At 71.1% G+C, this 18005-nt stretch carries 19 protein-coding genes and 1 pseudogene; 10 read left to right on the top strand and 10 right to left on the bottom strand.

Annotated features, from left to right (window positions below):
• Window positions 1-3: 3 nt before the first annotated feature.
• Complete coding sequence (locus tag E1202_RS07280; RefSeq protein ID WP_132681787.1) at window positions 4-573, bottom strand: DinB family protein; 570 nt, start codon at window positions 571-573, stop codon at window positions 4-6.
• A 62-nt stretch (window positions 574-635) separates the two neighbouring features.
• Between E1202_RS07280 and E1202_RS07285 the strand changes: the two genes are divergently transcribed.
• On the top strand, window positions 636-1586 hold the full coding sequence (locus E1202_RS07285; protein ID WP_132681788.1) for a helix-turn-helix transcriptional regulator: 951 nt from the start codon (window positions 636-638) through the stop codon (window positions 1584-1586).
• Between the two features lie 14 nt (window positions 1587-1600).
• Here E1202_RS07285 and E1202_RS32525 read toward each other — a convergent pair whose 3' ends face one another.
• The 3 genes from E1202_RS32525 to E1202_RS07295 form a co-directional block, all read right to left on the bottom strand.
• Window positions 1601-1723, bottom strand: a complete 123-nt coding sequence (locus E1202_RS32525) for a hypothetical protein (protein WP_268952300.1) — start codon at window positions 1721-1723, stop codon at window positions 1601-1603.
• Between the two features lie 198 nt (window positions 1724-1921).
• Window positions 1922-2575 carry a response regulator gene (locus tag E1202_RS07290; protein ID WP_132681789.1) on the bottom strand — a complete coding sequence of 218 codons (654 nt, stop codon included), beginning with the start codon at window positions 2573-2575 and terminating at the stop codon, window positions 1922-1924.
• Complete coding sequence (locus E1202_RS07295) at window positions 2572-3519, bottom strand: HAMP domain-containing sensor histidine kinase (protein ID WP_132681790.1); 948 nt, start codon at window positions 3517-3519, stop codon at window positions 2572-2574. The genes E1202_RS07290 and E1202_RS07295 overlap by 4 nt, the downstream gene beginning before the upstream one ends.
• A 156-nt stretch (window positions 3520-3675) precedes the next feature.
• Here E1202_RS07295 and E1202_RS07300 point away from each other — a divergent pair, with 156 nt between their 5' ends.
• The 3 genes from E1202_RS07300 (at window position 3676) to E1202_RS07310 (ending at window position 7285) form a co-directional block, all read left to right on the top strand.
• Window positions 3676-4794, top strand: coding sequence for an acyltransferase family protein (locus E1202_RS07300; RefSeq protein WP_268952301.1), 1119 nt, complete (start codon window positions 3676-3678; stop codon window positions 4792-4794).
• 7 nt (window positions 4795-4801) lie between these two features.
• Window positions 4802-5824: an LLM class flavin-dependent oxidoreductase gene (locus tag E1202_RS07305; protein WP_132681792.1), complete on the top strand. Its 1023-nt coding sequence runs from the start codon at window positions 4802-4804 to the stop codon at window positions 5822-5824.
• 174 nt (window positions 5825-5998) lie between these two features.
• Window positions 5999-7285, top strand: a complete 1287-nt coding sequence (locus E1202_RS07310) for an SLC13 family permease (protein ID WP_132681793.1) — start codon at window positions 5999-6001, stop codon at window positions 7283-7285.
• 6 nt (window positions 7286-7291) lie between these two features.
• Here the strand turns inward: E1202_RS07310 and E1202_RS07315 are convergent, their stop codons facing one another.
• From E1202_RS07315 to E1202_RS07330, 4 genes are read right to left on the bottom strand one after another with little or no spacing between them, the layout of a single operon-like run.
• Window positions 7292-8089 carry an aminoglycoside 3'-phosphotransferase gene (locus tag E1202_RS07315; protein WP_132681794.1) on the bottom strand — a complete coding sequence of 266 codons (798 nt, stop codon included), beginning with the start codon at window positions 8087-8089 and terminating at the stop codon, window positions 7292-7294.
• 19 nt (window positions 8090-8108) lie between these two features.
• A complete protein-coding gene (locus E1202_RS07320) occupies window positions 8109-9317 on the bottom strand; it encodes a metal-dependent hydrolase family protein (RefSeq protein ID WP_132681795.1) in 1209 nt (402 codons plus the stop codon).
• The gene (locus E1202_RS07325) at window positions 9314-9772 is read right to left on the bottom strand and encodes a GAF domain-containing protein (protein ID WP_235877829.1); all 459 of its coding nucleotides are present in this window, start codon (window positions 9770-9772) and stop codon (window positions 9314-9316) included. Before E1202_RS07325 ends, E1202_RS07320 begins: the two co-directional genes overlap by 4 nt.
• Complete coding sequence (locus E1202_RS07330; protein ID WP_132681796.1) at window positions 9769-11148, bottom strand: MFS transporter; 1380 nt, start codon at window positions 11146-11148, stop codon at window positions 9769-9771. Before E1202_RS07330 ends, E1202_RS07325 begins: the two co-directional genes overlap by 4 nt.
• A 142-nt stretch (window positions 11149-11290) precedes the next feature.
• Here E1202_RS07330 and E1202_RS07335 point away from each other — a divergent pair, with 142 nt between their 5' ends.
• Together E1202_RS07335 and E1202_RS07340 are read left to right on the top strand one after the other, a co-directional pair.
• Window positions 11291-12166 carry a MurR/RpiR family transcriptional regulator gene (locus E1202_RS07335; protein ID WP_132681797.1) on the top strand — a complete coding sequence of 292 codons (876 nt, stop codon included), beginning with the start codon at window positions 11291-11293 and terminating at the stop codon, window positions 12164-12166.
• Window positions 12167-12233: 67 nt separating this feature from the next.
• Entirely contained in the window at window positions 12234-12845 is a 612-nt protein-coding gene (locus E1202_RS07340) for a dihydrofolate reductase family protein (RefSeq protein ID WP_132681798.1), read from the top strand.
• Window positions 12846-12872: 27 nt separating this feature from the next.
• On the opposite strand, the pseudogene E1202_RS07345 reads toward E1202_RS07340, so the two are convergent.
• Window positions 12873-13208, bottom strand: a pseudogene (locus tag E1202_RS07345) (maleylpyruvate isomerase N-terminal domain-containing protein); the annotation flags it as partial.
• A gap of 32 nt (window positions 13209-13240) precedes the next feature.
• Window positions 13241-13798, bottom strand: a complete 558-nt coding sequence (locus E1202_RS07350; protein WP_132681799.1) for a TetR family transcriptional regulator — start codon at window positions 13796-13798, stop codon at window positions 13241-13243.
• 93 nt (window positions 13799-13891) lie between these two features.
• Here E1202_RS07350 and bioB point away from each other — a divergent pair, with 93 nt between their 5' ends.
• The 4 genes from bioB to bioD are packed head-to-tail and all read left to right on the top strand — an operon-like array spanning window position 13892 to window position 17989.
• Complete coding sequence (gene bioB, locus E1202_RS07355) at window positions 13892-14950, top strand: biotin synthase BioB (RefSeq protein ID WP_132681800.1); 1059 nt, start codon at window positions 13892-13894, stop codon at window positions 14948-14950.
• Window positions 14950-16209: an adenosylmethionine--8-amino-7-oxononanoate transaminase gene (locus E1202_RS07360; RefSeq protein ID WP_132681801.1), complete on the top strand. Its 1260-nt coding sequence runs from the start codon at window positions 14950-14952 to the stop codon at window positions 16207-16209. Before bioB ends, E1202_RS07360 begins: the two co-directional genes overlap by 1 nt.
• A complete protein-coding gene (locus tag E1202_RS07365; protein ID WP_132681802.1) occupies window positions 16206-17336 on the top strand; it encodes an 8-amino-7-oxononanoate synthase in 1131 nt (376 codons plus the stop codon). The genes E1202_RS07360 and E1202_RS07365 overlap by 4 nt, the downstream gene beginning before the upstream one ends.
• On the top strand, window positions 17333-17989 hold the full coding sequence (gene bioD, locus E1202_RS07370; RefSeq protein WP_132681803.1) for a dethiobiotin synthase: 657 nt from the start codon (window positions 17333-17335) through the stop codon (window positions 17987-17989). The genes E1202_RS07365 and bioD overlap by 4 nt, the downstream gene beginning before the upstream one ends.
• Window positions 17990-18005: the final 16 nt, after the last annotated feature.

The following is an 18005-nucleotide window of genomic DNA, read 5'->3' on the forward strand; positions in this document are numbered from 1 at the left end:
CGATCAGGTGGTCGTCTGGCCGTCGATGGTCTCGCGGATGATGTCCGCGTGTCCGGCGTGCTGCGCGGTCTCGGAGATCACGTGCAGCAGCACCCGGCGGGCGCTGAGCTCGGTACCGGGTTCGTTCCAGGGCGCGTCGGGCACCGGGTGCGTGATCAGCAGGTCGGGCAGCGCGGTCACGATCTCCTCGGTGCGGGCGGCGACGTCCTCGTAGCGCTGCAGGATCGCTTCGAGGCTGTCACCCGGCAGCATCTGGAACTCGTTGATCCGGTCGGTCATCCACTGCGGGTACTCCCGCGCGGTGCCGGCCTCGATGTCGCCCCAGGTCACTCCGTCGGGCAGGGCGAAGGTCATCGCCGACGGCCCGTCGGTGATGAACCGCAGCCACGACTCCTCGGTGCTCGCGACGTGCTTGACGATCCCGCCGAGGCACAGCTGGCTCCTGGTCGGGCGCTCGCCCAGCTGTTCGTCGGTCAGTCCCCGGACGGTGTTGAGCAGCTGGCCGCGCACGGTGGCGAGCTCGGCGAGCAGGTCGGCCTTGTCGGCGTCGAGTGCGGTGTGGGAAGCAGTCATGAGAACAGCTTGGCACCGGTAGCGGTCAGGTTGTGTCCGCTACTGCGAGCACGATGGGGTGCATGCGGAAAACCTCGACGCGGTTGCTGTCGCTGCTGTCGCTGCTCCAGGCGCGCCGGGACTGGCCCGGTTCGGTGCTCGCCGAGCGCTTGGAGGTCAGCGACCGGACGGTGCGGCGCGATGTCGACCGGCTGCGGGAGCTGGGCTACCCGATCGCGGCGATCAAAGGACCGGACGGCGGGTACCGGCTGGAGGCGGGCAGCAACCTGCCGCCGCTGCTGTTCGACGACGACCAGGCGGTCGCGCTCGCGATCGCGCTGCGCATCGCGACCACGGCGGGGGCGGGTATCGAGGAGGCGGCCGCCCGCGCGCTGATCACCCTCCGCCAGGTGATGCCCTCGCGGCTCCGCCACCGGATCGATTCGTTGCAGATCACCGCGGTCGAGCGCAGCACGGCCCAGCGTGTGGACAGCGAGGTCCTGATGGCCCTGAGCGTCGCGGTGCACGCTCGGGAGGAACTCCGGTTCGACTACACCGGCTCGTCCGCACCTCGCCGGACGCAGCCGCATCACCTGATCACCTGGGGCGGGCGCTGGTACCTCATCGCCTGGGACCTGGACCGCGACGACTGGCGCACCTTCCGCGCCGACCGGATCACCCCGCGCATCCCGACGGGTCCGCGCTTCACCCGGCGCGAACTCCCCGGCGGCGATGTGGCCGCGTTCGCCAGGACCAGGTTCCAGGGCGCGGAAGCATGGCCGTGCCAGGGAGAGGTCGTCCTCGACCTGCCCGCGGCGACGGTCTCCCGCTACGCCTACGACGGCGTGGTCGAAGAGCTGACCGACGACCGCTGCAAGCTCACCTTGGGATCGTGGTCGTGGAAGGCGCTGGCCGCAGAGCTCGGGAAGTACGACGCGGACGTGGAGGTCATCGGACCGCCGGAGCTCAGATCCGCCTTCTCCCAACTCGCCGACCGCTACGCCCGAGCGGCGACGGGCACACCGAATTCCTAGGCCGACATGCCGTTTCAGGCTTCTCGCTTGGTCCGCCTGGCTCCGGTGTAGGGGTGAACGGCGGCCCGGCCGGCGGCCGCCCCGTAGCGGCAGACCAGCAGGAGGTAGACGGTCAGGATTTTCGGTCGAGCGGTCACGATTTCCGAACTCCTTCTCTGATGCGATGTCTCGCACTTCAGGTGGTACCGCATGATCACGAAACCGCGGACGAGCGCGGAGCGTTTCGTCGCTTTTTAACCCGTACGAACGATCGGATTCGACCTTTCAGAGCGAGCACCACCCGGTCGTGCGCGAAAGTCGTTTCGTGAACAACGTTCTCGTACGTGCGGTAGGGCTCACGGTTCGATGAGACCCGCGCGGATCGCGTAGCGGGTGAGTTCCAGCCGGTCCTTCATGCCCAGCTTCGCCATGAGGTTGGAGCGGTGGCGCTCGACCGTCTTGATGCTGATGACGAGCAGGTCGGCGATCTCCTTCGAGGAGTGCCCCTCGGCGACGAGCTTGAGGATCTCCTCCTCCCGGTCGGTGATGGCCCGCTCGGGAACGGCCTCCCCCTGGCCGGCGCGGTCGAGGTAACTGCGGATCAGCGAGGTCACCGCACCCGGGTACAGGAACGGTTCGCCGCGCATGGCCGCGCGGCACGCCTCCACCAGGTCGCGGTCGGCGACGGACTTGAGCACGTACCCGGAGGCGCCGGACCTGAGCGCCTCGAACAGGTACTGCTCGTTGTCGTACATCGTCAGGATCAGGATGCGCAGGTCCGGCTGCAGCCGGGTGAGCTGCCGGGCGGCCTGCAGCCCGGTCATCCTGGGCATGGCGATGTCCAGGATCGCCAGGTCCGGCTCCTCGGCCTGCGCGAGTTCCACGGCTTCGGCGCCGTCCCCGGCCTCGGCCACGACGGCGAGGTCGGGTTCGTTGTCGAGGATCAGCCGGACGCCGCGTCGGACCAGCACGTGGTCGTCGGCGAGCAGGATGCGGGTCGTGTCGGTCATCGGCCGCCCCCGGTGTTGATCGGCACGTCGAGCCGGACTTCCGTGCCGCCCTCCGCGACCGGTTCGACGGCCAGCGCCGCCCCGGCCAGCAGGGCGCGCTCCCGCATCCCCCGGATGCCGGCACCTTCCGGGGAGTCCCCGATTCCCGCGCCGTTGTCCCGCACCCGCAACCGGACCTCCGAGGGCTCCACGTGCACCAGCAGGTGGATGCGGGTTGCACCGGAGTGCCGGACCGCGTTGGTGATGCTCTCCTGCGCCACGCGGTAGATGACCAGCTCGACCTCCTCGCCCAGCTCCGGCAGCTCGCCCTCGATCCGGCACCGCGCGGCGACGCCGTGGACCTCACCGGTGAGCGACTTCAGCGCGCTGGCCAGGCCGAGCTCCTCCAGCACTCCAGGCCGCAGCCGCCGGGCGATGCGGCGGATCTCGTCGAGGCTGTCTCGGGTGGTCTCCTGCACCTGGTGCAGCGCGGCGGACACCGCCTCGGGCGCCTCGTCCGCGACCCGCCTGAGCTCCAGCAGCACCGCGGTCAGGCTCTGCCCGACCTCGTCGTGGAGCTCGCGGGCGATGCGGCGGCGCTCGGCCTCCTGCGCGGACAGCGCGCGGGCGTTGCTGGTGGCGCGCTCGATCTCCAGGCGGTCCAGCATCGCGTTGAACGCCATGATCAGGTCGGCGATGCCCCCGTGCCCGGACACCGGCGGCCGCGATCCCGGCCGCAGCAGGTCGATGGTGGTCATCGCGCGGGTCAGCCGCCGCAGCGGCAGGAACCCGATGCGCAGCAGCACCGCGTTGGCCACCAGCATCGCGACCAGCCCGGCGACCAGGATCAGACCTTCGGCGGGCAGCACCGGCGTGGACACCGTGGCCGGGCTGAGCACCAGCAGCACCGTCGCTCCGGTGAGCACGGCGGCGTTGAGCAGGAACACCCGCCAGAACAAGGACACGTCCCGCACCTCCTGAACGCCCATTCGACCACCGGTCGTCCTTCGAACACCCATACGGGTCGTGCGCACCAAAAATGGGTGTCAGCCCTGATGGCCAACGGTCGCTCTCCTGGGTGAAGCTGGCTGGAGGACTAGCGCAGAGGAAGAGCGACAAGCGTGACGACAGCCGGATCCGGCGGTGGGCAGAGCCGCCGGAAGAGCAGCTGGGATCTTGTTCGAGCCGGTTGCGTGGTGCTGGTGATGCTCTATCACTCCACGAGTCTGAGCGTCTTCCTCCACCCCGAGCTGGAGCCGAGGGCCTTCGAGTTCCCGTATCAGGTCGGAGCCAGCCTGCTGCTGGTCGTCTCCGCGTACTTCGCGTGCGTGACGATCCGCCGCGGCTCCCTGTTCCGCTACTGGTGGGGCCGCGTGGCCAGGCTGCTGCCGTCATTCCTGGCGGCCGTGGTGATCAGCTACTTCGTGCTGCGGGCGTTCCCGATCGAGGGCTGGTTCTTCCCGCTTCCCGAGGACCTGCGGGCCAACCTGCTGATGCTGTGGCACTGGAAGCCGCAGTTCTACCCGTTCATCGACGGCTCGCACTGGACGGTGCCGCTGCAGCTGATGGGCTTCACGGTCGCGGCCCTTCTCTACCGGAGCTGGTGGGGCCACGGCCGCAGGATCATGATCGTGCTGTGGATGGCGGTGCTGGTGCCGCTGGCGCAGTGGCCGATCCGGATCGCCGAGCCGATCGACGAGACCTACCGCACGGTGGTCGACGGGGTCGGCATGCACCGCTGGCACCTGTTCGTCGCGGGAGTGGCGATCTGGATGTGGTCGGTCAAGCGCCTGAGCACCCCGCACTTCGCAGCCCTGCTGGCGCTCTGCATGGCCGCGCAGGAGGTGCACAACTACACGCGCACGCCCGAAGGTCTGCTGGCCGACACCGGTTCGTCGGTGGCCGTGGCCATCGGCATGTGCGTGATCGCGCTGGTCGCGCGCTCCCCCGACATGGCGATGCCGCAGCCCGCGCGACGCGCGATCAGCTGGTTCGCCGGCATCTCCTACGGCACCTTCCTGATGCACCAGGCCATCGGCTACATCGTGCTGCGCAAGCTGCAGGACGTGGGGGTCGACACCATCACGCAAACCCTGGCGATGCTGGTGACGGGCACCCTCCTCGGGTGGATGCTCACCCGCGCGGTGGAGCAGCCGGCCCACAAGCTGCTCATGAAACCCTTCGAGCAGGGTGGTGGCGCGGCTCGCACCCGGGAAGCAAAAACGGTCGGTCCGCGTTGAACCCGGCGTGAAGAAGATCGGGTTCCTGTCCTTCGGGCACTGGTCGGCCTCGCCGCACTCGCAGACGCGCACCGCGTCGGACGCGCTGCACCAGGCCGTCGACCTCTCCGTCGCAGCGGAAGAGCTCGGCGCCGACGGCGCCTACTTCCGCGTGCACCACTTCGCGCGGCAGTACGGCTCGCCGTTCCCGCTGTTGGCGGCGATCGGCGCGCGGACCAGCCGCATCGAGATCGGCACCGGCGTGATCGACATGCGCTACGAGAACCCGCTCTACATGGCCGAGGACGCGGGTTCGGCCGACCTCCTCTCCGACGGCAGGCTGCAGCTCGGCATCAGCCGGGGATCGCCCGAGCAGGTCATCGAGGGCTGGCGCTACTTCGGCTACCAGCCGCCGGAAGGGCAGACCGACGCGGACATGGCGCGCACCCACACCGAGGTGCTGCTGGAGGTCCTCGAGGGCGAGGGGTTCGCGCAGCCCAATCCGCGGCCGATGTTCCCCAACCCGCCCGGCCTGCTGCGGGTCGAGCCGCACTCCCCCGGCCTGCGGGACCGCATCTGGTGGGGGTCGAGCTCCAACGCGACGGCGCGGTGGGCGGCGAAGCTGGGGATGAACCTGCAGAGCTCCACGCTCAAGGACGATGAGAGCGGCGAGCCGCTGCACGTCCAGCAGCGCAAGCAGATCGAGGCGTTCCGCGAGGCGTGGCGCGCCGAGGGGCACGAGCGGGAGCCGCGGGTGTCGGTCAGCCGCAGCATCTTCGCCATCGTCAACGACCTCGACGACATGTACTTCGGCGGCGACGACAACACCGAGGACAAGATCGGCAACATCGACGCCCACACCCGCGCGATCTTCGGTCGCTCCTACGCGGCGGCGCCGGACGTGCTGGTCAAGCAGCTGGCCGAGGACGAGGCGATCGCTGCGGCGGACACCCTGCTGCTCACGGTGCCCAACCAGCTGGGCGTGGACTACAACGCCCACGTCATCGACAGCATCCTCCGCCACGTGGCACCGGAGCTGGGCTGGCGCTGATCGCGCGGCAGGGCGGTCGGGCGCTCGGCGGCGCCTGAAACTGGATGAGCCAGTTGGCCAGTTCGGTATTGACTTCGGGCTGCGTTTCACGGAAAGTGGCTGAGCCAGTGAGCCACTGTGCCGCGCACCACACCCCCTTCGTGGTGCGCGGGCCGCGCAGGCAAGGAGGCAAAGGTGCCGCCCGAAGTCATATCGATCCTGGTGCTGGTCGCCGCGTTCGTCATCGCCACGACGCTGTCGGTGAACATGGGGGTGCTCTGCTTCGCAGCGGCGTTCCTGGTCGCCACGGTGTTCGGCGGGCTGTCCGAAGACGACATCTTCGACGGCTTCCCCGGGGACCTGTTCGTGGTCCTGGTGGGCGTGACGTTCCTGTTCGCGATAGCCAGGGCGAACGGCACGACCGACTGGGTGGTGCAACGCGCCGTCCGGTTGGTGGGTGGCCGGATCGCGCTGATCCCGTGGGTGATGTTCGGGATCGGCGCGCTGCTCACCGCGATCGGCGCGGTCAGTCCCGCCGCGGTGGCCATCGTGGCCCCGATCGCGCTGAACCTGGCCGCGCAGTACCGGATCAACCCGCTGCTGATGGGCGCGATGGTCGTGCACGGCACGCAGGCGGGCGGCTTCTCCCCGATCAGCATCTACGGCAGCATCGTCAACGAGGTCGTGGCCAACAGCGGGTTGCCGGGCAGTCCGCTGGTGCTGTTCCTGGGCAGCTTCGCGGCCAACGCGGTGATCGCCGGGATCGTGTTCGTGGTCTTCGGCGGCCTGCGACTGCGCAGGGGCGCCGAGGCCCGGCGGCTCATCGCGACGGGTTCGGGCGGCGCTGCGGAGCTCTCCGACAGCGAGCCCGTCGAAGAGCTGCGGCTCAACCGCGACCGCGTGCTGACGCTGACCGGTCTGGTGGTCCTGGTGGTCACCACGCTCGGGTTCGGGCTCGACGTCGGCCTGATGGCGATGAGCATCGCCGTGGTGCTCAGCGTCCTGTCGCCGAAGACCGGCAAGGCCGCGCCGAGCGAGGTCGCGTGGCCCACCGTGCTGCTGATCTGCGGTGTCCTCACCTACGTCGGCGTGCTGGAGAAGATGGGCACGATCGACTACGTGGGCCACTCGGTGGCCGGCATCGGCGTTCCGCTGCTCGCGGCGCTGCTGCTGTGCTACATCGGTGCGATCGTGTCGGCGTTCGCCTCGTCGGTCGGCATCATGGGTGCCCTCATCCCGCTGGCGGTGCCGTTCCTGCAGACCGGCAGCGTCGGTCCGATCGGCATGATCACGGCCTTCGCGGTGGCGGCCACGGTCGTCGACGTGAGCCCGTTCTCCACCAACGGCGCGATCGTGCTGGCCAACGCCAAGGACGTCGACAAGGACGCCTTCTTCCGGAAGCTCCTCATCTACGGGGGCGTCATCGTCGCCGCCACCCCGCTGGCGCTCTGGATCCTGCTGGTCCTGCCAGGTTTCGGCTGAGCGGGGTCAGTCCGCCAGCCACCACAGGAGCCGGTGGTGGGCCGTGCGGTCCGGGTCGGGAGCGACGCCGTAGGCGTCCAGGAGCACCTCCTCCCAACCCGGGCCGTAGTTCCACAGGGTGGCCCAGGTGGCGACGGCGAGGTCGGCCCAGCGATCGGCCGCACCGAGGCTGCCGAGATCGACGTGGCCGACGCACCGGCCGCCCTCTCCGATGAGGGTGTTGGGGGCGCAGGCATCGCCGTGGCAGACCACCAGGCGGTCGACCGGGGGCGGTTCGGCGAGGAGGTCCAGGGCCTCGTCGACCCCGTCGGTGAGGGCGAGTTCAGGTGGTCGGTCCGACGGATCGATCAGGCCTGCGGCGGCGCGTTCCCGAGCACGGGCCAGCCGTGATTCGGCGGACCAGTCGAACGGGCAGTCCGCGACCGGCAGTGCCTCGTGCAGCGCGCGCAGTCCCGAACCGATGGCGCGCACCGCCGTCTCGGGCTGGCCGATCCAGCGGTCGTCGACGGCGGAGAGACCGGGCAGCCCCGCGGTGACCATCCACTCCCCCGCGCTGTCGGAACCGTGGTCGAGCACGCGTGGAACCGCCGCGTACCGGCCGGCCCACCGCATCCGCTCCACCTCGGGTGCCAGCGGCAGGCCGCCGGGCGAGAACTTCACGAACTGCGCGAAGCGTTCGGATCCGATCCGGAAGGTCAGGCCTCCCAGCTCGTTTCGCCACACCGCCCGAACCGGCCTGCCACCGGCGATGGCGCGGACCACGGGCGGCGTCTCCACCGGCTCACGAGGCGCTGAAGCGATCACACCGCCATTCTTCCCGCTCTCAGACGAGTTGACCGCCCTGCACGACGTGCCTGATGTGCCCGGGCTCCGCGAGCACCGCGATGTCCTCGAGCGGGTCGCCGTCGAGGACGACCAGGTCGGCCACCGCTCCTTCGCGGAGGGTGCCGATCTCGCCGCTCATGCCGAGCAATGCGGCGGCGGTGCTGGTCGCCGAGCGGATCACGTCCAGCGCCGGCTGGACCTCGCTGCGGATCCGGAACTCCTCGTTCTGGTGGCGGTGCATGCCGCCGAGCAGGTCGGTGCCGTAGGCGATCTTCACGCCGCCTCGGTGCGCGGTCTCCAGCGCGGCCAGTCCGGCGCCGAGCACCTCGTCGACCTTGCACCAGCTGTCCTCCGGCAGCCCGAACTCCCGGCCTTCGGTCTTGAGCGCCCAGTAGGTGACCAGCGTGGGCACCAGGAACGCGTCGTGCTCGAGGAATTCGTCCACGTTGGACTCGTCGATGAGGTTGCCGTGCTCGATGGAGCGAATCCCGGCGCGCAGCGAGCGGCTGACCGAGCGCGCCGTGTAGGCGTGGGCGGCGACGTAGCGGTTGGCCGCCTCGGCTTCCTGCACGATGGCGTGCAGTTCGTCCATCGAGTACTGGGTGGAGTCGATGCGGTCGGTCGGCGAGGCGACCCCTCCCCCGGCCATCACCTTGATGTGGTGGGCACCCTTGCGCAGTTCGTCGCGGGCAGCGGCGCGCACCGCGTCCACGCCGTCGGCGATGCGGCCCAGCCCCGCGCAGCACTGGTGCCCGTCGTGCACGCGGGTGCCGCGCGGGCGGCTGTCGCCGTGACCTCCGGTCTGGCTCAGCGCCTTCCCGCAGAAGGCCAGCCGCGGCCCGCGAACGAGCCCCTCGGCCTGCGCGTCGGCGAGCCCGAAGTCCGCACCGGAGGCGTCGCGCGCGGTGGTGAAGCCGCGGTCGAGCATCCCGCCCATGATCCGCGCGGAGTGCGCGGTGGCGTAGGCCGGGGACCAGGTGGTCAGCGCGCCGAGGTCGGCGGTGGCGGCGGTGACGTGCACGTGGGCGTCGATGAGCCCGGGGAGCACCGTCGCGCCGGCCAGCTCCACCGTCCGGGCCCCGTCCGGTGCCCGCAGGCCGGGGCCGGTCTCGACGATGCGGCCGTCGGCGCACAGCAGGTCGCCTTCGGCGTACTCGCCGGTGTCGACGTCGAGCAGCTTGCCGGAGCGCAGCAGCAGGGTGGTCACGGTGTCGTTTCCTCCTCGGGTTCGTCGATGCGCTGCACGAGCTCGCTCAGCGCGGGTGCCGCGAGCACCGCCAGTTCTCCGGCCCGCGCCACCTGGGACGGCGCGTAGGCGCCGGGCGCGTCGAGCAGGTTGAGCACGCCCACCGTGCCGGACTCGCCCACGACCGGGACGTTGATCACCGATCCGCAGCCGAGCTCGACGATGAGCCGGTGGTCGGCGAAGACCTCGCGCACCGCGGCCTCGTCGGGCCCGAAGTAGGGCAGCTGAGCGGTGATGCACCGGTCCAGCCATCCCGCGGCGACCTCGACGGACTTCTCACCGCCCACCGGGTACTGCTCGGGGTGGCTGCTGTGCGCGCGGTGCAGCACGCGGCGGCCGGGCAGCCACGCGAGCGCGGTGAACAGCCGGGCCCCGACGTCGCCGCGGACGCGTTCCTCCACTTCGGACAGGTTCATCGCGATACCGCCTTCGTCTCTTCGGTTTCGGTGAGGTCCTCCAGCGACCGGCCCGCGGTGGACAGCCCGAACAGCAGCGTGCACACGACGCCGACCGCCAGCACGGCGGTGGTGAGCCCGAAGACCCCGGCGAATCCCAGGGACGCGGCGGAGAGGCCGATCACCGAGGGCGCGAGGATGCTGCCGACGCGGCCGAACGCGCTGGACAGCCCGGTTCCCGAGGCCCGGATCCAGGTCGGGAAGACCTCCGGGGTGTAGGAGTAGACCGCCGCGTAGGTGCCGTTGAGGAAGAACGACAGCACCGCCGCCGAGGTCGTGATCAGCACCGGGTCGGTCATCTGGCTCATCCAGAACGCGCTGACCGCGGCTCCGGCGAGGTAGAGCGCGATGGTGTTCTTGCGGTCCAGGCGCTCGCCCAGCCAGGCCGCCGAGAAGTACCCGGGCACCTGCGCGAGGTAGATGATGATCGAGAACTCGAAGCTCTTGGTGACCGTGATCCCCTGCTGCACCAGCAGGGTCGGGATCCAGGTGAAGAAGCCGTAGTAGGAGAAGGTGATCACGAACCAGATCAGCCAGGTGATCGCGGTGCGCCGGGCCATCGAGCCGCTCCAGAGGTACTTCAGCGCGGAGACCAGCCCGACCTTGCGCGCCTCCGCGGGCTTCTCGACCACGGCTTCGGGGATCGGCGGCAGCGGGGCGCGGGTGGCCGCCCGGACCTTCTCCTCCAGGTCGACCACGACCTTCTCGGCCTCGGCCGTCCGCCCGTTGGCCAGCAGGTACCGGGGTGATTCCGGTAGCGACCGGCGCCACCACAGCAGCATCACGATCGGCAGCGCGGTGATGATCTGGGCCCAGCGCCAGCCCTCGGGGACCGGCTGCACGACGAACCGGCCGAGCAGTGCCGCGGCGACGAAACCGAACGAGAAGAACCCGGCGAGCGCGCCGACGAACCACCCCCGCCGGGCGGCGGGCACGAACTCGGACAGGAACGGCGCGATGATCGCGCTCTCGGCCCCGGCGCCGAACCCGGCGAGCACGCGGGCGCCGAGGAAGATCTCGTAGTTGGGCGACAGGGCTCCGATGACGGAGAACAGCGCGTAGACCGCCAGCGCCCACATCATGACCTTGCGGCGGCCGATGCGGTCGCCGAGCAGTCCGGCGCAGGTGGCGCCGAAGAGGAACCCGAACGGCGTGGCCGAGCCGATCAGGCCGAGCTGGGCGTTGGTCAGCCCCCACTCGTCCTGGACGCTCGGCAGCAGGAAGGCGACGACGGCCGAGTCCATGCCGTCGAAGGTGTAGCCGAGTCCGCCGAGCAGCAGCAGGAGGTAGTGCGGCCGGCTCAGCGGGAGCCGATCGAGTCTGGCCAGCAGGGACACGGTTGCCTCCAGGTGAGGGGTGCGTCCAGGTGAGTCGCAGCACCGAGCGAAGTGCTCAGCAACATATAGTGCAGTAATTGCAAACTGCAATACCTGTTGCGTTTTGAGCTCGTTAAGCTGTGCGTCGACGAGGGGAGCCCGATTGACCACCGATGCCGAGCCCGACGGGTTCGAGAGCTGGTTGCGCGGGCGCGTTCCCGAACGCGGGCTGCGCAGCAAGGGCTCCTCGGTTCTGCAGGTGCTGCTCACGCAGCCCCGGCGGGTGTCCTACAGCACCGCTGCGGAGGCCGCCGAACTGGCCGGCGTCAACGTCGCCACGGTCAGCAGGACCGCCCAGGCCCTGGGCTTCAGCGGCTGGTCCGACCTGCAGCAGGAGCTGCGGGCCCGCTACCTGTCCTCGCTCAGCGCTCCGGAGGTGGCCGCGGCGCAGCAGGCCGAGGGCGAGCTCGGCGGCGCCTCGTTGCGCCGCGACCTGGACTCGCTGGCGGTCCTCAACCGCCGCCTGGACGAGCAGCTGCTGCGCACCATCGCCGAGGCGATCGCGCAGTCCCGGCGGACCGTGATCGTGGCCAACGGGAGCTACTTCTCGGTGGGCTCCGCGCTCGGGCACAACGTGCAGCTGGCCGGCTACGAGGCTACCGTCGTGCACGACGACGCCGAGCTGGCCAACGCGGTCTCCCGGATCGAACCGGGCGACGTGCTCATCGCGATCAGCTTCTGGCGGCTCTACCAGAGCACGGTGACCGCGGCCGAGGAAGCCCACGACCGAGGTGCGCGGGTCTTCGCCCTCACCGACGCGGCCAGCCCCGCCCTGGCCGCGGCCTCCGAGCGGATCGTGCTGATCCCCGCCGAGGGCGTCGCCTTCTTCCCCTCGCTGGCGCCGGGACTCGCGGTCGCGCAGGCGATCGCCGCCCAGCTCTCCGCAGTGGACCCGGAGCGCACCCGGCGCTCCATCGAGGCCGCCGAGACGCAGTGGTCGCGGTTCAGGCTCCTGCACCGCAGGCCGCGCCGCGACTGACCCACCGATGAGTTTCCCGTCCGGGAGCGGTCCACCCTGGTGACGACCACCGGAAAGGACCAGGACGATGAAGCTGACGGTGAGCACGTTCCTCTCGGTCGACGGCGTGATGCAGGGCCCCGGCGGTCCTGACGAGGACCGCAGCGGCGGTTTCGAGCGCGGCGGTTGGCTCGCGCCGCTGTTCGACGACGAGGTCGGGCAGTTCATGGACGCGATGTTCGGGCGGGTCGGCGCCTTCCTGCTCGGGCGGCGGACCTACGACATCTTCGCCGCCTACTGGCCGAAGGTCGACGACCCCGACGACCCGATCGCGACCCAGCTCAACGCTCTGCCCAAGTACGTCGCCTCCACGACCCTGACCGACCCGAGCTGGGCCAACACGACGGTGCTCACCGGCGACGTCGCGGCGGCGGTGCGCGAGCTCAAGGACCGGCCCGGCGAGGAGCTGCAGGTCCACGGCAGCGCCACCCTGGTGCGGTTCCTGCTGGCGAACGACCTGGTCGACGAGCTCAACCTGATCACCTTCCCGGTGATCGTCGGCCAGGGGATGCGGCTGTTCGCCGAGCAGGGGCCCGACACCGAGCTCGAACTCGCCGCGAACCGGACCACGCCGCAGGGCGTGGCGATCCAGACCTACCGGACCGCCGGCCGCCCCCGGTACGGGACGGTCGGGGACTGACCGAGCACGTGGGGCACCGAGAGCCCGAGCTGGTCGAGCTTCCTGCCGCCGAGCCGAGTCGTCGAGGTGGAACTTCAGCAGCCACGGCTCCTCGCAGGCGGCGGCCAGCCGGACCGTGAGCGCCTCCAGCGGGTCGTCGCCGGTCGGCGGCTCGCTGGTGACGTCCCAGCAGGTGATCGCGTCGCGGGTCGGCTCGGCCTCCGCCGGTGTCGCGAGCGTGATCAGGACGTCCTGCGCGTCGATGATCAGGTGGCACACCAGGTCTCGCACCAGCCGGCCCCGGCACCCGGACGGCTGCAGCAGGTCGTCGTCGGCGAGGTCGGCCACGGCCGAGCGCAACGACGCGCACGAGGCGGTGAACACTCCATCCCGCCACCGCAGCGACCCGACCGGGCTCAGCTCGCCGAAACCCGGGCGCGGAGCCCGTCGAGCAGCAGTTGCAGGCCCTGCTCGAAATCAGCTGCGCCAGCGGGGTTCCGGTCGATGGCTCCGGCGCTGGCCGCCTGCATCGCGGTCTGCTCCTCGACCGTGTGGCCGAACACCAGGTGCAAGATCGCGCGGGTGCCCACGTCCACCAGGTCGCCGGGCAACCCCCCATCGCCGAGCGCCGAGCGCAGCGCGGTCGCGGGTTCGCGGGCGCCGAGCCCGAAGGTGTGCGCGGTGACGACGACCTCGGCGCCGTCGCGGTAGGCGAGCATCGCGTCGCGCAGCTCGGCGCAGACCTCGATCACCCGCCGGTCCCAGCGCTCGGCGCGGCGGCGCCTGCTGCCGCGCTGGAGGATCTCGTCGGCGACGGCCGCCAGCAGCGATTGCTTGTTGGGGACGTGGTGGTAGAGCGCGCTGGGCTGCACGCCGAGCTCGGAGGCGAGCCGGCGCATGGTGAGCGATTCCAGCCCGTACTCGTCGAGGACCTCGATGGCCCGAGCCACGACATCGCTGCGGTGGTAGCGCACTCGAAAACCTCCAGTTGACCGGTCGGTGCCCCCAGTCTAGCCTGAACGCCGTTCAGGTGAACACTGTTCAGGTCGACTTCGGGAGAGGACCCCATGGGCACCACCTTCGATCAGCTCGCCGACGCGGTCCTGGCCGGGACTCCGGCCACCGCCGACGACGCGCTCGCCGTCCTGCGCGGCGACGACGCCGACCTGATGCCCGTCGTGGCGGCGGCAGGCAGGCTGCGGCGCGCGCACTTCGGGAACACCGTGAAGGTCAACTACCTGGTGAACCTGAAGTCAGGTCTGTGCCCGGAGAACTGCAACTACTGCTCGCAGGCCCTCGGCTCGAACGCGCCGATCCTGAAGTACTCGTGGCTGTCCAAGGACGAAACCCTGCGGCAGGCGGGAGCCGGTCTCCAAGGCGGGGCCAGCCGGGTGTGCATGGTCGCCTCCGGCCGCGGCCCCTCGAACCGCGACATCGACAAGGTCACCGAGATGGTCGGTGCGCTCAAGTCCGAGCACCCGGACGTCGAGGTGTGCGCGTGCCTCGGGCTGCTGTCCGACGGCCAGGCCGAGCGGCTCAAGGACGCCGGGGTGGACGCCTACAACCACAACATCAACACGGCCGAGAGCCACCACGACACGATCGTCCAGACCCACACCTACGCCGACCGCGTCGACACCGTCGGCAAGGCGAAGACCGCGGGCCTGTCGCCGTGCTCGGGTCTGATCGCGGGGCTGGGCGAGACCGATGAACAGCTGGTCGAGGCGCTGTTCGCGCTCAAGGAGCTCGAATCCGACTCGATCCCGGTGAACTTCCTCATGCCCTTCGACGGCACCCCGTTCGAGAACACCTGGGAGCTCTCCCCCACCCGCTGCGTGAAGATCCTGGCGATGGCGCGGTTCGTCTGCCCGGACCGGGAGGTCCGCATCGCCGGTGGCCGCGAGATGCACCTGCGCTCGCTCCAGCCGCTCGCGCTGCACGTCGCCAACTCGATCTTCCTCGGCGACTACCTCACCTCGGAGGGCCAGGAGGCCGAGGCGGACATCGCGATGATCCGCGACAACGGCTTCGTCGTGCTGGGCTCCGACGAGGAGATCGCGCAGCGGCCCGTCGATCCGGCGATCCGCCGCCGGGGCGCGGGCACCGACGTCCTGCCGAACGCGTGATGGGCGCCGCGGACCTGCTCGCCTTCGACCGCGAGCACCTGTGGCACCCCTACACCTCGATGCTCGACCCCGCGCCGACGCGGCTGGTGACCGGCGCTTCGGGCAGCCGGATCACCATCGACGGCGTCGGCGAGGCGGTCGACGGGATGGCGTCGTGGTGGTCGGCGATCCACGGCTACCGGCACCCGGTGCTCGACGAGGCGCTGCGCGAGCAGGCGGAACGGTTCTCGCACGTGATGTTCGGGGGACTCACCCACGAGCCGGCCATCGAACTGGCCAGGCGGCTGGTCGAGATCACCCCCGACGGGCTCGACCGGGTCTTCCTCGCCGACTCCGGATCGGTGAGCGTCGAGGTCGCGATGAAGATGGCGCTGCAGCACCAGCGCGGCGTCGGGCGGCCCGAGCGGACGCGGTTCCTCACCGTGCGCGGCGGTTACCACGGCGACACGTTCGACTGCATGAGCGTGTGCGATCCCGACGGCGGCATGCATTCGATGTGGTCGACGGTGTTGCCCGACCAGGTCTTCGGCGAACGACCGCCGGACATCGGCGGTGACGTCGCCGAGTGGGAGTCGGGTTTCCGCGCGCTCGCAGCCGAGCACGCGGACGCCCTGGCCGGGCTGATCGTGGAGCCGCTGCTGCAGGGCGCGGGCGGCATGCACCCCTACCCAGCCGAATGCCTGCGGGTGTTCCGGGAGGTCGCCGACGAGCACGGGCTGGTGCTGGTCTTCGACGAGATCGCCACCGGTTTCGGGCGCACCGGCACGCTCTTCGCCTCCGAAGCGGGCGGTGTCAGCCCCGATGTGCTGTGCCTGGGCAAAGCGCTGACCGGCGGATACCTGACGCTGGCCGCGACGCTGTGCACCAGCGAGGTGGCTCGCGGCATCTCCGGCAGCGATTCCGGTGTGCTCATGCACGGACCGACCTTCATGGGCAATCCGCTGGCCTGCGCGGTCGCCTCCGCCAGCCTCGAGGTGCTCGCCACCGGCCGGTGGGTGCACGACGTGCGGCGGATCAACCGCGGCTTGCTGGCGCTGCACGACATCGACGCGGCCGAGGTGCGGGTGCTCGGCGCCGTCGGCGTGGTGCGGCTCGATCACCCCGTCGACGTGGCCGCGGCGACCGAGGCCGCGCTCTCCGAGGGCGCGTGGCTGCGCCCGTTCCGGGACCTGATCTACACGATGCCGCCGTACGTGTGCACCGACGAGGACGTGGCGACGCTGTGCGCGGGCATCGCCGCGGGGGTGAAGGCCGGATGAGCTGGGACGGGTGGCTGGCCGAGCAGCGGGAGGCCCGCGAGCGGGCGGGTCTGCAGCGCGCGCTGCGGGCGCGCTCGGTGGACGAGCAGGTCATCGACCTCGCCAGCAACGACTACCTGGGCTTGAGCACGCATCCCGAGGTGCGCCGGGCCACCGCCGACGCGGCGCTGGCGTGGGGTGCGGGCTCGGGTGCGTCCCGGTTGGTCACCGGCACCACGACGGCGCACGGCGAGCTGGAGGCCGAGCTCGCCGGGTTCACGGGCCGGCGGTCCGCGCTGGTGATGTCCAGCGGCTACCACGCGAACCTGTCCGCGGTGACCGCGCTGGCCGACCGCGACGCGCTCATCGTCTCGGACGCGCACGTGCACGCGTCGCTGATCGACGCGGCCCGGTTGTCCCGGGCGACGATCCAGGTGGTGCCGCACAACGACGTCGACGCGGTGCGGTCGGCGCTGGACCGGGCCGGTGGTCGGCGGGCGCTGGTGCTGACCGAGTCGGTCTACTCGGTGCTCGGCGACGCCGCACCGCTGCCCGAACTGGCCGGTGTCTGCGCCGAGCGAGGCGCGCTGCTGCTGGTCGACGAGGCGCACGGACTGGGTGTCGTGGGCGATGGCGGCCGGGGCCTGGTGGCCGGTCTGGGCGAGGCGCCGCAGGTGGTCATGACGGCGACGTTGTCGAAGTCGCTGGGTGCGATGGGTGGCGCGGTGCTGGGGTCGGACGCGTTGATCGACCACCTCGTCAACCGCGCGCGGCCGTTCATCTTCGACACCGCGCTGGCCCCGGCGCCCGTCGCGGGGGCGCTGGCCGCGCTGCGCCTGCTGCGCGAGCGGCCCGCACTCCCCCGGCGCGTCCACCGGCGAGCCCGCGAGCTCGCCGACCGCCTCGCGGTGAGCAGGTCGGCGGGTGCGGTGCTCTCGGTGCCTATGCCGTCCCCGCAGGTGGCGCTCGCGGCGCAGGCCGCCGCGCTCGACGCCGGGGTGCGGGTCGGCTGCTTCCGACCGCCGTCGGTGCCCGACGGCGTGTCGCGGCTGCGGATCACCACCCAGGCCGGGATCGGCGCTGACGCCTGGGACCACGCGGTGCGGGCGCTGACGCGCGTCGTCGAACAGCACGGAGGACAACCGTGATCGTCTTCGTCACCGGAACCGACACCGGGGTCGGGAAGACCGTGGCCACAGCGGCTTGGGCCCTCCACTTCGGACCCGACGTGGTGGTGGCCAAGCCGACCCAGACCGGCGACGACGAGCCCGACGTCGAGGTGGTCCGCCGCCTGGCGGGCTGCGAGGTCGCGCAGTTCACCCATCTCCCGGACCCGCTCGCCCCGGACACCGCCGCCCGCCTGCGCACGGTCGGCATCCCGACGATCGGCGACCACGCGGCCCGCGTCCGCGAGCTCGCCGGAGCGCACGGCACGGTGATCGTGGAGGGCGCGGGCGGTGCCCTGGTCCGCCTAGACACCACCGGGGGCACCCTGCCCGACCTCGCCGCCGACCTCGCCCGCGACCACGAGGTCCAGGTCCACGTCGTGACCCGGGTCGGTCTGGGCACGCTCAACCACACCGAGCTCACCGTCGAGGCGCTGCGCTCGCGCGGCCTGGAACCGGCCGGCCTGGTGCTCGGCGCCGTGCCCGAGGAGCCGGGCCTGGCCGAGCGCTGCAACCTCACCGAGCTCCCCCGCACCACCGGCGTGCCCGTGCTCGCCGCGCTGCCCGAAGGGGCGGGTGCGCTGCGGCCGCAGGAGTTCCGCCGCCGTGCGCCGTCCTGGTTCCGCACGCGCTGACGGGCGTTCTCCTCCC

Origin of the sequence: Saccharopolyspora karakumensis (assembly GCF_004349225.1) — a bacterium.
Taxonomy (GTDB): domain Bacteria; phylum Actinomycetota; class Actinomycetes; order Mycobacteriales; family Pseudonocardiaceae; genus Saccharopolyspora; species Saccharopolyspora endophytica.

Excerpts from the sequence above, each read along its gene's own strand:
- E1202_RS07280 (WP_132681787.1), bottom strand. The coding sequence starts at position 573 with ATGACTGCTTCCCACACCGCACTCGACGCCGACAAGGCCGACCTGCTC.
- E1202_RS07285 (WP_132681788.1), top strand. The coding sequence starts at position 636 with ATGCGGAAAACCTCGACGCGGTTGCTGTCGCTGCTGTCGCTGCTCCAG.
- E1202_RS07290 (WP_132681789.1), bottom strand. The coding sequence starts at position 2,575 with ATGACCGACACGACCCGCATCCTGCTCGCCGACGACCACGTGCTGGTC.
- E1202_RS07325 (WP_235877829.1), bottom strand. The coding sequence starts at position 9,772 with ATGAACCTGTCCGAAGTGGAGGAACGCGTCCGCGGCGACGTCGGGGCC.
- E1202_RS07340 (WP_132681798.1), top strand. The coding sequence starts at position 12,234 with ATGAAGCTGACGGTGAGCACGTTCCTCTCGGTCGACGGCGTGATGCAG.
- bioB (WP_132681800.1), top strand. The coding sequence starts at position 13,892 with ATGGGCACCACCTTCGATCAGCTCGCCGACGCGGTCCTGGCCGGGACT.
- E1202_RS07360 (WP_132681801.1), top strand. The coding sequence starts at position 14,950 with ATGGGCGCCGCGGACCTGCTCGCCTTCGACCGCGAGCACCTGTGGCAC.
- E1202_RS07365 (WP_132681802.1), top strand. The coding sequence starts at position 16,206 with ATGAGCTGGGACGGGTGGCTGGCCGAGCAGCGGGAGGCCCGCGAGCGG.